The 13707-nt window shown below is 70.8% G+C and carries 17 protein-coding genes; 7 read left to right on the forward strand and 10 right to left on the reverse strand.

What is annotated here, in order from left to right:
• Window positions 1-36 precede the first annotated feature (36 nt).
• Window positions 37-912, reverse strand: a complete 876-nt coding sequence (locus AC3WJT_RS01080) for a bifunctional regulator KidO (protein ID WP_492341216.1) — start codon at window positions 910-912, stop codon at window positions 37-39.
• Window positions 909-1952, reverse strand: a complete 1044-nt coding sequence (locus AC3WJT_RS01085) for a PLP-dependent aminotransferase family protein (RefSeq protein ID WP_492341217.1) — start codon at window positions 1950-1952, stop codon at window positions 909-911. Before AC3WJT_RS01085 ends, AC3WJT_RS01080 begins: the two co-directional genes overlap by 4 nt.
• A 104-nt stretch (window positions 1953-2056) precedes the next feature.
• Between AC3WJT_RS01085 and AC3WJT_RS01090 the strand changes: the two genes are divergently transcribed.
• Window positions 2057-3037: an XdhC family protein gene (locus tag AC3WJT_RS01090; RefSeq protein WP_492341218.1), complete on the forward strand. Its 981-nt coding sequence runs from the start codon at window positions 2057-2059 to the stop codon at window positions 3035-3037.
• Window positions 3038-3162: 125 nt separating this feature from the next.
• On the opposite strand, the gene moaC is transcribed toward AC3WJT_RS01090, so the two are convergent.
• Genes moaC through moaA form a run of 5 tightly spaced genes read right to left on the reverse strand, consistent with a single transcriptional unit; the run spans window position 3163 to window position 5888 of the window.
• Entirely contained in the window at window positions 3163-3642 is a 480-nt protein-coding gene (gene moaC / locus AC3WJT_RS01095; protein ID WP_492341219.1) for a cyclic pyranopterin monophosphate synthase MoaC, read from the reverse strand.
• On the reverse strand, window positions 3639-4190 hold the full coding sequence (gene moaB / locus AC3WJT_RS01100) for a molybdenum cofactor biosynthesis protein B (RefSeq protein WP_492341220.1): 552 nt from the start codon (window positions 4188-4190) through the stop codon (window positions 3639-3641). The genes moaC and moaB overlap by 4 nt, the downstream gene beginning before the upstream one ends.
• Window positions 4191-4637, reverse strand: coding sequence for a molybdenum cofactor biosynthesis protein MoaE (locus AC3WJT_RS01105; RefSeq protein WP_492341221.1), 447 nt, complete (start codon window positions 4635-4637; stop codon window positions 4191-4193).
• Entirely contained in the window at window positions 4634-4873 is a 240-nt protein-coding gene (locus tag AC3WJT_RS01110) for a MoaD/ThiS family protein (RefSeq protein ID WP_492341222.1), read from the reverse strand. The genes AC3WJT_RS01105 and AC3WJT_RS01110 overlap by 4 nt, the downstream gene beginning before the upstream one ends.
• A 1-nt stretch (window position 4874) precedes the next feature.
• Entirely contained in the window at window positions 4875-5888 is a 1014-nt protein-coding gene (gene moaA, locus AC3WJT_RS01115; protein WP_492341223.1) for a GTP 3',8-cyclase MoaA, read from the reverse strand.
• A gap of 29 nt (window positions 5889-5917) precedes the next feature.
• Here moaA and AC3WJT_RS01120 point away from each other — a divergent pair, with 29 nt between their 5' ends.
• Window positions 5918-6535: a nucleotidyltransferase family protein gene (locus tag AC3WJT_RS01120; protein WP_492341224.1), complete on the forward strand. Its 618-nt coding sequence runs from the start codon at window positions 5918-5920 to the stop codon at window positions 6533-6535.
• A gap of 81 nt (window positions 6536-6616) precedes the next feature.
• Here the strand turns inward: AC3WJT_RS01120 and AC3WJT_RS01125 are convergent, their stop codons facing one another.
• Complete coding sequence (locus tag AC3WJT_RS01125) at window positions 6617-8782, reverse strand: xanthine dehydrogenase family protein molybdopterin-binding subunit (RefSeq protein ID WP_492341225.1); 2166 nt, start codon at window positions 8780-8782, stop codon at window positions 6617-6619.
• Window positions 8783-8793: 11 nt separating this feature from the next.
• Window positions 8794-9264 carry a (2Fe-2S)-binding protein gene (locus AC3WJT_RS01130; RefSeq protein ID WP_492341226.1) on the reverse strand — a complete coding sequence of 157 codons (471 nt, stop codon included), beginning with the start codon at window positions 9262-9264 and terminating at the stop codon, window positions 8794-8796.
• 151 nt (window positions 9265-9415) lie between these two features.
• Here AC3WJT_RS01130 and AC3WJT_RS01135 point away from each other — a divergent pair, with 151 nt between their 5' ends.
• From AC3WJT_RS01135 to modB, 5 genes are read left to right on the forward strand one after another with little or no spacing between them, the layout of a single operon-like run.
• Window positions 9416-9766 (forward strand): c-type cytochrome, encoded by a 351-nt coding sequence (locus AC3WJT_RS01135; protein ID WP_492341227.1) that lies wholly within the window; start codon window positions 9416-9418, stop codon window positions 9764-9766.
• Window positions 9767-9775: 9 nt separating this feature from the next.
• Window positions 9776-10087 carry an MliC family protein gene (locus tag AC3WJT_RS01140; protein WP_492341228.1) on the forward strand — a complete coding sequence of 104 codons (312 nt, stop codon included), beginning with the start codon at window positions 9776-9778 and terminating at the stop codon, window positions 10085-10087.
• Entirely contained in the window at window positions 10087-10398 is a 312-nt protein-coding gene (locus AC3WJT_RS01145) for a hypothetical protein (RefSeq protein WP_492341229.1), read from the forward strand. Before AC3WJT_RS01140 ends, AC3WJT_RS01145 begins: the two co-directional genes overlap by 1 nt.
• A 7-nt stretch (window positions 10399-10405) precedes the next feature.
• On the forward strand, window positions 10406-11299 hold the full coding sequence (locus tag AC3WJT_RS01150; RefSeq protein ID WP_492341230.1) for an NAD(P)-dependent oxidoreductase: 894 nt from the start codon (window positions 10406-10408) through the stop codon (window positions 11297-11299).
• Window positions 11296-11988, forward strand: a complete 693-nt coding sequence (gene modB / locus AC3WJT_RS01155; RefSeq protein WP_492341231.1) for a molybdate ABC transporter permease subunit — start codon at window positions 11296-11298, stop codon at window positions 11986-11988. Before AC3WJT_RS01150 ends, modB begins: the two co-directional genes overlap by 4 nt.
• Before the next feature lie 14 nt (window positions 11989-12002).
• On the opposite strand, the gene AC3WJT_RS01160 is transcribed toward modB, so the two are convergent.
• Window positions 12003-13655, reverse strand: a complete 1653-nt coding sequence (locus tag AC3WJT_RS01160) for an MFS transporter (protein WP_492341232.1) — start codon at window positions 13653-13655, stop codon at window positions 12003-12005.
• Window positions 13656-13707: the final 52 nt, after the last annotated feature.

Below are 13707 nucleotides of genomic sequence, written 5' to 3' on the forward strand. Positions count from 1 at the left end.
GCGTGCTCCTTCTGAGCGTTGCCGGGGTGGGCGGCCCTAGGCGGCGGCCCACCTGCGGGGATCGAGGGCCACCGGGTCGTCGATGGCCATCTCGTTCCAGTCGAGATCGGGAGGCGGGCTGGCGGCGGCGGCGATGACGGCCGACAGCTCCGCGGCGGTGGTGACATTGACCAGCACCGTGCTGGCCTCGGGACGCGACAGGGCGAAGCCGAGCGCGGCCTGCAGCGGATCGCTGCGGCCCTCGGCAATCATGCGCCGCACCCGCGACAGCGACCCGGACGCACCCTTCAGCGGCGTCGGGATACGATCGAGCGGCAGGAACAGCAGGCCGTTGAGGAAGATCGAGCGCAGCTGCACCTCGACCCCCATGCCGGCGATCCGCTCCAGCGTGCCGTCGACCAGCATGCGCTGGTCGAGCAGGGAGGCGGGCGCCTGGATCAGGTCCGGCTTGAAGCGGCGCACGACTCCGACGGGATCGTCGGTGGAGTGCAGCGAGATGCCGATCTTGCCGATCAGGCCGCTGTCGCGCAGCTGTTGCAGGCGGGTCCACATGGCCATGCCCTGCGGACCGAACAGATCGCCGGCCAGCGGCACGACCACAGCGTCCGCGTGGGTCACGGCCAGGCGGGCGAGGCTCGCGCGCAGCTCGCCTTCAACGAAATCAGGACCCCTGTCGGGACGGACCGTGGCGATCACGAGCCGGAACGGCAGCGGACGCGGCATCAGCTCGCCGAGCAGGGTTTCGGACCGTCCCCAGCAGCCGGACGCGTCGAACACCGACAGACCGCCCCGGGCGGCGATCGTCAGGATGTCCCGCGCCTCGACCTCGGGCGTGCGTCCGCGCGCCGGCATGGACGCGCCGGGAACGAACTGGGCCGAGCCCAGACCAAGCTTGGAGAGCAGAGGGTTCATGCGTGTCCTTCTGGACGGACGTCGTAAACAAAGGCTGCACGCGGGATCGGGCCCAGACGACGGCCCTCCTCGGCGAATTTTGGCAGCAGGGCGGCGTAGGCGGCGATCAGGGCGGCCACTTCCGGCTCGCCATGCGCGGCGGACAGGGCGTGCGGCCCGACGACGACAAAGCCCCGGCCGGCCATGTCGCGCAGCCAGAGACCCTCGATCTGCGGGCGGGCGAACAGCGGCGTGGGCAGCGACGGGTCGCCGGCGAGCGCAAACAGCTTTTCCGCCCCCGCGGCGCGCGTGAGTTCGGCGACCTCGGCCTGCAGCTCGGCGCCCAGCACCCGCAGGCGCGGCGCGACCGGGTCGAGAGCCAGCAGCCTGAGCGTTGCGCCGGCGGCGGCCAGCGAAGCCATAGACGGGGCGGGCAGGTCCTCGGGATCAAGGGCGAAGATCAGGTCGGTGTGGCCGGCTATGGCGCCGATGGATCGACCGTTGGCGATCGCCGATCCGAATACGGCCAGGTCGGGCGACACGCCGGTCAGCCCCTGGGCGCCGTTCTCATGCACGCGGAAGGCGGAGGCGCCCTCGTCGAAGATCAGCACAGCCCCGGCGGCGTCCGCGGTGCGGCGGACGGCGGCCAGGTCGCCGGGCGCGGCGCCGAGCGGGTCGACAATGATCGCGGCCAGATCGTCGACGCCGCCGTAGACGCCGGCCTCGACGTCCCAGACCGCGGCGCGACGGCGACCGGTCGCACGCCGGGCGGCGTCAATGGCGGCGGGCAGCGCCTGGGATTCTTCGGCGCAGAAGCGGACGGCGCTCGAGCCGGGCAGCAACCCGGACAGGGCGGCCTCGACAACGCCCTCGCGGGGCAGGCCGTCGGCAATGGCGGATTCAATCGCGGGATGGGCATGGCCGAGCAGGGCCGAGCCCCCGGCCATGTCGAAGTCGATGCGCTCGGCGCCGTCGCTGTCCCACAGCCGGCAGCCGGCCGCGCGCAGGCGCGGACCCCCTTTCGGGGCGGGCGGAGCGGGTATGAAGGCGGCGCGCCCCATCGGGGTTCCTTCCCGGCTTCGTGGTGAAGTCAGCCGTAACCATGCGCGCCAACCCCTTAAGGAAGCGGTATCGAGAGCGTTTAGCGGGGGTTAATGTCCGGCCGATGGACACCCCGCTTCCCGAGTGGCCGGACTACGGCCTCACCGACGATCAGAGACCCGCCCTGCGCGCCGCCCTCGCGGCGGGCAAGCCGGCCGTGCTGGCGACCATCGCCGCGCTCGGCGACGGCGGGCCAAGGCCTGTCGGAACCCAGATGGTGTTCGCCGAAGGGCGGGTGTCAGGCTTCCTCTCCGGCGGCTGTGTCGAGGGCGATGTCGCGGGACACGCCCGGGCCTGCCTGGCCGACGGAGCGCCGCGCCGGCTGGTCTATGGCGAGGGCAGCCCCTGGCCCGACATCCGCCTGCTCTGCGGCGCGCGGATCGAGATCCTGATCGAGCGGATCGCGCCGGACGACGCTGGGGCGGCCGATCTCTTCCGGCTGATGGACGCGCGACGCCCGGCGGTCTGGATATCGGACGGCGAGCGCCGGATCTGCGCCGAAGCGGCGGAGGCCTGGCCGGGCGCGCTGATCAGGCGGCACGATCCGGTCTGGCGGCTGGCGGTGATCGGCGGGGATCCCACGGCGCTGGCCATCGCGCAGCTGGGCGCCCAGTCGGGGTTCGAGACGACTTTGGTGCGGCCGCGAGGGCCTGCCACCCCGCCGCCGCTGAGCGGCGTCGCCTATCGCCGGGACGATCCGGTCGCCGCGCTGGCGGCCATTGGGCTCGACGCCTGGACGGCGGTGGCGGTCTGCAGCCACGACCTGGAGATCGACCATGCGGCGCTCCTGGCCGCCCTGCCCTCGGCAGCGCCATATGTCGGCCTGCTGGGCGCACGGAAGCGGCTGGCGGAGCGGCTGGCGCTGCTGAGGGCGGCGGGGTTGGACGAGGCGGCCATCGGCAAGCTGCGCGCGCCCATCGGCCTCGACCTCGGCGGCAAGGCGCCGTGGGAGGTGGCGGTGGCGGCGGTGGGCGAGGTGGTGAGTGTGCGCTCTCGCCTCCTCAACCCATCTGATGACACTCGCCCGTTGGCCTTGATGGAATGATGCGCTCCGGACGGTCGTCCTGGTCAAGGACGATCCCTTCGGGGTCGCCGCTGCGCGGCCGCGGAGCGGTCCATGAGCAGGGCCGCCGCGAGCCCGCGGGAAAGGGTGGTCGGGAAGCGTGAGGACTACAGCGTATGCAGCCGCTTCCACTCGCCTGACTTGCCGCCGGTCTTCAGCTCCAGCCGCACCGCCTCGATCACCATGCCTTTGTCGGCGGCCTTGAGCATGTCGTAGATCGTCAGGCAGGCGACCGAGACGGCGGTCAGGGCTTCCATCTCCACCCCGGTCGGGCCGGTGGTCTTGACCCGCGCGGTCACCGCCAGGCCATCCTCGTGCGGCGTCACCGACACCTCGACCTTCGACAGGGCCAGCGGATGGCATAGCGGTATCAGGTCCGACGTCTTCTTGGCCGCCATCACCCCGGCGATCTCGGCGGTGGCGCGCACGTCGCCCTTCTTCGCATCGCCGGACAGGGCGAGGTCGCGGGTCGCCGCAGCCATCCGCACCAGACCGGTGGCCACCGCCTCACGCGCCGTCGACGGCTTGTCGGAGACGTCGACCATCCGGGCGCGGCCCTCGGCGTCGATGTGGGTCAGCTTGCTCATTGCTCGAGGAGCCGGGGCATCAGCTCGACCATGTTGCAGGGGCGATGACGGCTGTCGAGCTGGGCGGCGATGACCTTGTCCCAGCCGTCCTTCACCGCGCCGTTGGAGCCCGGCAGGCAGAAGACGAACACCCCCTTCACCAGCCCCGCCAGGGCTCGGGACTGGAGCGTGGACAGCCCCACCGACTGGTGGCTGACCAGGTGGAAGATCACCGAAAAGCCGTCGATCTCCTTGTCGAAAAGGGGGCGCACGGCTTCCGGCGTCACATCGCGGCCGGTCAGGCCGGTGCCGCCGGTGGTGACGATGGCGTCGACCGAGCCGGACGCGACCCAGGCCTCGATCTGCTGGCGAATCTGGGCGACGTCGTCACGCACCATCCGCTTGTCGGCGAGCTCGTGCCCGGCGCCCTTCACGCGCTCGGCCAGCAGATGACCGGAGGTGTCGCTCTCTTCGTCGCGGGTGTCGGACACGGTCAGAACGGCCACGCGCACCGGCGTCACCGCCAGGCTCTCGTCGATCTTGCCGCCGATGGGGAAGGGCGAGGTCATTCAGGTCTCCCAGCGTTCAGCGTCTGTCCTGTCACGATCGGTCGGCTCGATCCAGCGGGCGCCGTCCGGGCCATGCTCCTTCTTCCAGAAGGGCGCGCGGCTCTTGAGGTAGTCCATCAGGTGGTCGCAGGCTTCGAACGCCTCGCGCCGGTGCGCCGACGCGGTGGCCACGAACACCACCGCCTCGCCGGGCGCGATCGGTCCGACCCGGTGCACAACCAGCCAGTCCTGCAGGCCCCAGCGCGCCGCCGCCGCCTCGCCGATGCGGGTGATCTCGCTGTCGGTGAAGCCGGGATAGGCCTCCAGTTCCAGCGTGGTGGTGCGGCCATGCTCGGCGCGGGTCAGCCCCGTGAAGCTGACCACGGCGCCCGTTTCACCCCGCCCCGCGCTGAAGGCGGTCAGCAGGTCGCCGGGCTCGAACGGTTCGGATTGCAGGCGAACGGTCATCCGCCGCTCATCGGCGGCAGGAAGGCGACCTCGGACCCGGCGGACAGGGCGACGTCGCCGCGGACAATCACCTTGTCGACGGCGGCCTGGACGCCCGGCCCGGCCAGGGCCTCGCCCAGCGCCGTGTCAGCGGCGGTCAGGGTGTCGCGCAGACCGGAGAGGCTGGACGCCTCAATCGCGGCGTCGCGCCAGCCGGCGATGTCCGCGAGTCGACCGAACAGCAGCACCCGCGCCATCTCAGCCGCCCGTGGTGGACATGTGGCGGCGGGTCGCCGGCGCCTCGCCCCGCGCAATCTGGAAATCATGCCCCTGCGGCTTGGCGTCGACCGCATGGCGGATCGCCTCGATCAGGTCCTCGTCGCTGGCGCCCGCGCGAAGCACCGCGCGCAGGTCGGACGCGTCCTCGCGGCCAAGGCAGGTGTGCAGGGTCCCGGTGCAGGTCAGCCGGACGCGATTGCAGGCCTCGCAGAAGTTATGGCTCAGCGGCGTGATCAGGCCCAGCCGGCCACCGGTCTCCTCGACCCGGACATAGCGCGCGGGACCGCCGGTGTTCAGCGGCAGGTCGGTCAGGGTCCAGTAGCTGGAAAGCTCGCGCCGGACCTGCTCCAGCGACAGGAACTGGTCGGTGCGGTCCGCCTCGACCTCGCCCAGCGGCATGGTCTCGATCAGGGTCATGTCGAGCCCCCGGCCGTGCGCCCACTGGATCAGCTGCGGGATCTCGGCGGCGTTGTCCTGCGCCAGGGCGACGGCGTTGACCTTGACCGCGATGCCGGCGGCCTGCGCCGCGTCGATCCCGGCGATGACCTTCGCCAGATCGCCGCCACGGGTCAGGGTGCGGAACAGGTCCGGCCTGAGCGTATCCATCGACACATTGACCCGCCGCACGCCCAGCCGGGCCAGATCGGCGGCGAACTCGGCCAGCCGGGTGCCATTGGTGGTCAGGGTCAGCTCGTCCAGCGCCCCCGACGTCACATGCCGCGACAGGCCTTCAACCAGGCCCATGAAGCCCTTGCGCACCAGCGGCTCGCCGCCGGTCAGACGCAGCTTGCGTACGCCCAGGCTGATGAAGGCGCTGCTGACCCGGTCAAGCTCCTCGAGCGTCAGCACCTCCGCCTTGGGCAGGAAGACCATCTTCTCGGCCATGCAGTAGACGCAGCGCAGGTCGCAGCGGTCCGTCACCGAGACCCGCAGATAGGTCACGGTGCGGCCGAAGCCGTCGATCAGGGCGGGACGGGCGGGCGCGGGCGTCATACGGTTCCCAGAATAGGATGGAGACGGGCGTGAAGACAGGGGCTCTTGAGGCCATCGTGCTGGCGGCGGGATCGGGAACCCGCTTCGGCGGCGGCAAGCTGACCGCGCCGTGGGGCGAGGGCCTGCTGCTGGACGCCGCGCTGGACGCCGCCTTCGCCGCGCCGGTGCGGTCCGTGACGGTGGTCTGGGGCGCCGACGAGGCGGTGCTCGAAGCCGCGAGTCGTTATGCGGATCGGACGGGCGAGGCCGCGCGTCTGCATCTGGTGCGCAACAGCCTGCATGCGGAGGGGATGGGCGCGTCGCTGCGAACCGGCGTCGGCGCCCTGCCCCCGGATACCGCCGGCGCGTTCGTTTTCCTGGGCGACATGCCGCGCATTCCGCACGACATCGCGTCGAAGCTGGCCCAGGCCCTGGCGGCCGGCGCGCGTGCGGCCGCGCCGGTGTGCAACGGGCGGCGCGGACATCCGGCGCTGTTCTCCGCCGAGCTGTTTCCCGCCCTGCTGTCCCTCGCGGGAGACCGGGGCGCTGGCTGGCTGCTCAACGCCATGACCCACGGCCTGTCGCTCATCCCGACGGGGGACGAGGGGGTGCTGTTCGATGTGGATGAGCGAGATCCTCCCCCGTCGGGGGAGGTGGATCGCCGCTAGGCGAGACGGAGGGGGTCCGCTCCGGTCTCGGGCGCCCCCCTCAGTCAGGCTGCGCCTGACAGCTCCCCCGAAGGGGAGCATCTACACCGAGCGGACGAACGGCAGACGATAGGTCGCGGCCTTGCCGGCGCCGAGCATGGCGTTGGCGACGGCCGGAGCGATGACCGGCGTGCCGGGCTCGCCCGCGCCGGTCGGCGCGTTGCCGGACGGCAGGATGTGCGTCTCGACCGTCGGCGACTCGTTCATTCGCAGGACGCGGTAGGTGTCGAAGTTGGTCTGCTGGACCGCGCCGTCCTTCAGCGTGACTTCGCCGTAGAGGGCCGCCGACAGGCCGTAGCAGGTGCCGCCTTCCATCTGGGCGGCGACCTGGTTCGGCGCGATCGCCGTGCCGCAGTCGATCGCGGTGACCACCCGGCCCACGCGGGGCTCGGCGCCGCTGAGGTCCACGTCGGCGATCTGGGCGACCACCGAGCCGAACGACTCATGCACCGCGATGCCGCGCGCGACGCCGGCGGGCGTGGGGCCGGCCTTGGCGATCGCCAGATCCATCACCGCCAGATGCCGCTTGGCGCCGGCGCGAGTGTAGAGGGTGCGGCGGTACTCGATCGGATCCTTGCCGGCCTTGCGGGCCAGCTGGTCGATGGTGTGCTCCATCACGAAGGCCGTGTGCGTCGCGCCCACAGACCGCCACCACAGCACCGGCACGCCGATGTCGGGCAGGGCCAGCTGGGCGTCGACCACGGGCGTGGCCTTCAGATAGGGCGAGCCGAGCGCGCCCTCGACCGCCGATGCGTCGATATCGCCCGACGACGGCATGGGCGAGCCCTTCATGAGGGTCTGGGTGACCACCCGCTGGCGCCAGACGGCCGGGTAGCCGTCCTTGTCGAGGGTGATCCTGACATTGTGATGGACGATCGGCCGGAAATAGCCGGCCCGCATGTCGTCTTCGCGGGTCCAGACCAGTTTGACCGGGCGCCCGCCGCCGACCTTCTTGGCGATGTGTACGCACTCGGCCGCGTAGTCAGACTGGAAATTGGCCCGCCGGCCAAACGATCCGCCGGCGAACAGGGTTTCGATCTTCACGGCGCCGGGCAGGGTGCCAACGATCTTGGCGGCGCTGAGCTGGTCGATGGTCGGCGCCTGCGACCCGAAGCTCATGGACACGCTGTTGCCCTTGACCCGGGCGACCGCGTTCATCGGCTCCATCGTCGCATGGGCGAGGTAGGGGAAGTCGTAGGTCGCCTCGAACACCTCGCCGTCGGAGGTCTTGCTCGCATCGCCCTTGGAATCGAACGGAACCCATTTCAGGTCCTTCGGACCCTTGCCGGCGCCGGCGGCCTGGAACTCGGCCATAATCTGGTCGGAGCTGCGTTTCTCGGCCTTCGACTCGTCCCACACGACCTTCAGGGCGTCGCGGCCCTTGCTGGCGGACCAGGTGTCGTTGGCCACCACCGCCACACCGGTCGGAATCTCGTAGACCTCGACCACGCCGGGCACAGCCTTGGCGGCGGTCGCGTCGAAGCTCTTCACCTTCGCGCCGAACTTCGGCGCATGGGCGACCATGGCGACCAGCAGGTCGGGTTCCTGGACATCCTGCGTGAAGCGGGCTGCGCCGGTGCTCTTGGCCAGACTGTCCTTGCGCCGCACGCGGTCCGTGCCGATCAGGGCGAAGGTCCTGGGGTCCTTCAGCGTCACGGCTTCCGGCGGCGTCGCCTTGGCCGCGTCTGCGAGCAGGTCGCCGAACCCGGAGGACTTGCCGCTCTTGTGACTGAGGATGCCATCCTTGACGGCGATCTCGGTCGCCGGAACCTTCCATTTGGCGGCGGCGGCCTGGACGAACATGGCCCGCGCGCCCGCGCCGGCCTTGCGCAGCTGGTCCCAGCTGTTGGCGATGGCCGTCGACCCGCCGGTGCCCTGTGCGCCCATGCCGAGGTTGGCGTAGACCTTTGCGTTGGCGGGCGCCTGTTCGATGACGACGCGGGTCCAGTCGGCGTCCAGTTCCTCGGCGACGATGGCCGCCAGACCGGCGTGGCTGCCCTGGCCGAACTCGATGTGCTTGGAGATCACTGTCACCGCGCCGTCGGCGGCGATCTTGATGAAGGGGCCGAAGGCGCCGACCTCGGTCTTGGCGCCTGCCGCCAGCAGATCGGCGGGCGAGCAGCCGACCAGCAGGGCGCCGCCGACCAGGCTGGCGCCGACCACCAGGTCGCGGCGGGAGGGTTCGATCGTCTTGCTGTTAGCGTTCATGGTCCCGTCCCTCACGCCTTGGCCGGCAGGGCGGCGGCGATACCGGCGGCATCCTTGATCGCCGAGCGAATGCGCTGGTAGGCGCCGCAGCGACAGATGTTGCCGCTCATGGCGGCGTCGATGTCGGCGTCGCTGGGCTGCTTCTTCTCGGTGAGCAGCGCCGCGGCGCTCATGATCTGGCCGGACTGGCAGTAGCCGCACTGCGGCACATCGGCCGCGACCCAGGCCTGTTGCACCGGATGGTGGCCGCCGAGGCCCTCGATCGTCGTGATCTTCATGCCGGCTACGGCGCTGACGGGCGTCTGGCAGGACCGCGCCGGCTGGCCGTCGATGTGAACCGTGCAGGCGCCACACTGGGCGATGCCGCAACCGTACTTCGTGCCGGTCAGGCCGAGTTCGTCACGAATAACCCACAGCAGGGGCGTGTCGTCCGCCGCCTTTGTGCTGACGGACTTGCCGTTGATGTCGAAGGTCGTGGCCATCTGTGAACGTTCCCCAGTCTGCGTTCTGTTCTCGCCGCAGGTCTGGCAAGTCCCGCGGCCGGCTCTATCTTAACGCTGTTAAGGCTTCAGCGCGCCAGTGAATTTTTCTCGGGCCTGCGCTAGGCTTGGAAATCCCAGCCGGAGCAAGATCATGCGTCTCGTCCTCGCCGCCGCCCTGACCCTGACGGCCGGCTTCCCCGCAGCCGCCCAGGATGGTCAGGCGCTCTACAACGCCCAGTGCAGGACCTGCCATACGGTCACCGGGGTCAGCAGCCCGGCCGGCCCGAGCCTCAAGGGGATCGCCGGGCGCAAGATCGCGGCGGCGCCGGGCTTCGCGTTTTCCTCGGGCCTGAAGGCCAAGGGCGGAACCTGGACGGACGCGAGCCTCGACGCCTATCTGGCCGCGCCCTCGACCTTCGCCCCCGGCACCCGGATGTTCGCGCGTGTGGCGCAACCGCAAGCGCGCGCGGCGATCATCGGCTATCTGAAGACCCTGAACTAGGAACGCCTCATGCGCCGCCTGCCCCTCGTCACCCTTCTGGGCCTGACCCTCGCCGGCTGCGCCACCGCGCCGTCGCCGGGGACCGACAGCGGCGCGATCACGTACCGCTGCGATGGCGGCAAGGGGTTCACGGCGGCCTGGAACCAGCCGGGCGACAGGGTCCGGGTGTCGGCGGGCGGCATGACGAAAAGCCTGCCGTCGGCGCGGTCGGCGTCCGGCGCCCGCTATGCCGCGGGCGCCTATGAGATCTGGGGCAAGGGGGACGGCGCCCTTCTGTCCGGCTTCCCCGGCGGCCCTTACAGAAACTGCGCGGCGCGCTGATGAAGGCGCTCGCCACCGTTGCGCTGCTCGTGCTCGCCGGTTGCGCCACAGCGCCTCCACCGGCCGGGACCGTGCGCTATCGCTGCGAGGATGGCCGGATGCTGACCGCTGTCTGGCAGACGGAGCCGCGCAGAGTTACGATCACAGCCGGCGGCATGACCGAGACGCTCGACGACGCGGTCATGATGTCGAGCGTCGACTACTTTGCCGTGCGGGGCGACTGGCCCCTGAGACTGAACGGGTCGGAGACGCTGATCTCCCAGCTATCGGGCTTCCCCGGGCGCCCCTATCGTCAGTGCCGGAAGGTCTGAACCGCCGGTGGACGCCTTCCCAGCCTTCTTTCCCCTGACCGGCCGCAAGGTGGTCGTCGCCGGCGTCGGCGAGGCCGCCGAAGCGAAGGCGCGGCTGTTCGAGGGTTCGCCGGCGGTGATCGTTCGGCTTGAGGGGCCCAGCGCCTTTCTCGCCGGCGCCTATTCCGGCGCGATCCTCGCGTTCATCGCCGGCGACGACCTGTTCGTGCAGGCGGCGGCCGGCGCGGCGCGGGCGGCGCGGGCGCTGGTCAATGTGGTCGATCGGCCGGAGTTGTCGGACTTCTTCACGCCCGCCCTGATCGACCGGGGCGAGGTCGTGGCCGCCGTCGGCACCGGCGGCGGCGCGCCGATGCTGGCCGCGCTGATCCGCAACGCCATCGAAACCCGCATTCCTGAGGGCTCGGGCCGCGTCGCCGCCCTGCTGCGCCAGCATCAGGCCGAGGTGCGCGAGGCCCTGCCCGACCCGACCGCACGACGCGCCTTCCTGCGTGAAATCCTCTCCAGCCCGACGTCGCAGGCCGCGCTGGACGGCGACATGGAGCGGGCCTCGGCCCTGCTGAAGGAGGCGCTGGTGCGCGGCGTCCAGCCGCGTGGCCTGGTCCGGTTCGTCGCCGGCAGGGGGCCTTCCGACCTTCTGACGATGCGGGCGGCCCGGGTCCTGTCCGAAGCCGACTGCCTTGTCGTCCCGGACGGCGTGGAGCCGGCGATCCTCGCGATGGCCCGTCGCGACGCAGGACGCCTGACCCTTGGCGACGCCGGCGCCGAGCATCTGATCGCGCTCGCCCGCGCCGGCCGGCAGGTGGTGCGGCTGGTCACCGGCCCGATCGACCCGCGCGAGATCCGCGCGCTGGCCGAGGCGGGCGTGGCGGTCGAGGTCCTGCTCGCCGCGCCGGCCGGGTGAGCCCGCTGACACCCGACGATCTGGCCGCAATCGCCCTGTCCCTGAAGGTGGCGGCGGCGGCGATGCTGTTCTCCATGCCCGTCGCGTTCGGCGTGGCCCTGCTGCTGGCGCGCGGACGATTCCCGGGCCGCTCGCTGCTGGATGCGCTTGTCCATCTGCCGCTGGTCCTGCCGCCCGTGGCGACGGGCTACGGGTTGCTGATCCTGCTCGGCCGCAGCGGCCCGCTGGGCGGGCTTCTGGCCGAGTTCGGGATCGTGTTCGCCTTCGACTGGACTGGCGCGGCGCTGGCCGCGGCCGTGATGGCCTTTCCGCTGATGGTCCGGCCCATCCGCCTCGCCATCGAGGCGATCGATCCCGAAGTCGATGAGGTCGCCATGACCCTCGGCGCGCGCCCCCTGATGCGGCTGCTGAGGATCACCGTTCCGCTCGCAGGCCCCGGCCTGATCGCCGGGGCGGTGCTCGGTTTCGCCAAGGCGCTCGGCGAGTTCGGCGCGACCATCACCTTCGCGGCCGCCATTCCCGGCGAGACCCTGACGCTGCCGACGGCCATATATCAGGCGGTGCAACAGCCCGGCGGCGAGGGCCGCGCCCTGACGCTGTGCGCCATGGCCACGGCCATCGCCGTCCTGGCGGTGGTCGCCTCGAATGCGCTGAGCCGCGCCGTGGAGCGGCCGACCGGACGGAGCTGACCCGCCCGAGACGATCAGTCGTCCAGCGACCGTCCCCGGGTCTCCGGCCAGAGAAACAGGGTCGCCAGCACGCTGATCAGGGTGAAGACGAACGGGTACCAGAGCCCCGCATAGATATCCCCGGTCGCCGTCACGATGGCGAAGGCGGTGAACGGGACGAACCCGCCGACCCAGCCGGTGCCTACGTGGTAGGGCAACGACAGGGCCGTGTAGCGGACCCGGGTCGGGAAGAGCTCGACCAGGGCTGAGGCCTGGGGGCCGTAGAGGGCTGTCGCCCCGACCACAAAGATCATCAGCACGGCGAACACGCCGCCCAGGTTCACCCGGGCGGGATCAGCCTTCGCCGGATAGTCCGCCGCGGCCAGCGCCGCCTTGAGCCGGGTATCGAAGTCGGCCTTGGCGGCCTTCAGCGCGGCCTTGTCGAGCGCGCCGCCCTCGATCGACGGCACCTGGGCCGAGCCGACCTCGACCCGCGCCAGAGCGCCGGCCGGGCCCGCCTTGTTGACATAGGAGACCCCGGCGTTCGCCAGGGCGCTCTTGGCGATGTCGCAGGACGAGGTGAACACCGCCTTGCCCACCGGATCGAACTGCAGATTGCAGGCGGCCGGGTCGGCGATCACCGTCACCGGCATCCGCTGCTCGGCCTCGGCCAGCGCCGGATTGGCGAACTTCGCCATCTGGTGGAAGGCCGGGAAGAAGGCGACCAGCGCCAGCGTCATGCCGAACCACAGCACCCACTTGCGGCCGACCTTGTCCGACAGCCAGCCGAAGAAGACGTAGAGGGGCGCGCTGACCGCGGTGGCGGTCATCACCAGCATGTTGACCGTCTTGGGCTCGACCTTGAGGAACCGTTCGAGGAACACGGGCAGATAGAAGAAGGTCGTGTACCAGACCGCCCCCTGGGCGAACATCAGGGCCACCAGCGCCAGCAGCACCAGCTTGAGGTTCTTCCATTGGCCGAAGGCTTCGCGGAAAGGGTGCTTTGACTCCTCACCGGCGTCCTTGAGCTTCTTGAACGAGGGGCTTTCGGACAGCTTCATCCGCATCCAGATCGATACGCCCAGCAGACCGACCGAGACGAGGAACGGGATCCGCCAGCCCCAGGCGATGAACGCATCCTCGCCGAGGATCGTGCGGGCCGCGAGGATCACCAGCAGGGCGCCCAGCAGGCCGAACGCGGCCGAAGTCTGGATCCAGCCGGTCATCGCGCCGCGCTGGTTGTCCGGGGCGTGTTCGGCGACGTAGATCGCGGCGCCGCCATACTCGCCGCCGAGCGCCGTGCCCTGAATGATCCGCATCAGGATGAGCAGCAGCGGCGCGACCCATCCCGCCTGGGCGTAGGTTGGCAGCAGCCCGATGGCGAAGGTCGCCGCGCCCATCAGGATGACGGTGATCAGAAAGGCGCCCTTGCGGCCGGCCTTGTCGCCGATGCGGCCGAAGATCAGCGCGCCCAGCGGCCGAAAGAAGAACCCGGCCCCGAACAGGCCCAGCGCCGCCAGCGTCCCGGCCGTGTCGCCGAGCTCAGCGAAGAAGTTCTTGCCGATGACTGTGGCCAGGGTGCCGAAGACGAAGAAGTCATACCACTCGAACGCCGTGCCGGCCGACGAGGCCAGAACCACGGTGCGCATCGATGTGGGCTTGTCTTCGCCTGTCGTTGTATCGGTCATGCCGTCCTCCCCAGATGACGGCGCAGGTCTAGCACGCCGTGTGATCGGGGGA

The sequence above is a fragment of the Caulobacter sp. FW305-C-30-S16 genome, from assembly GCF_058783025.1.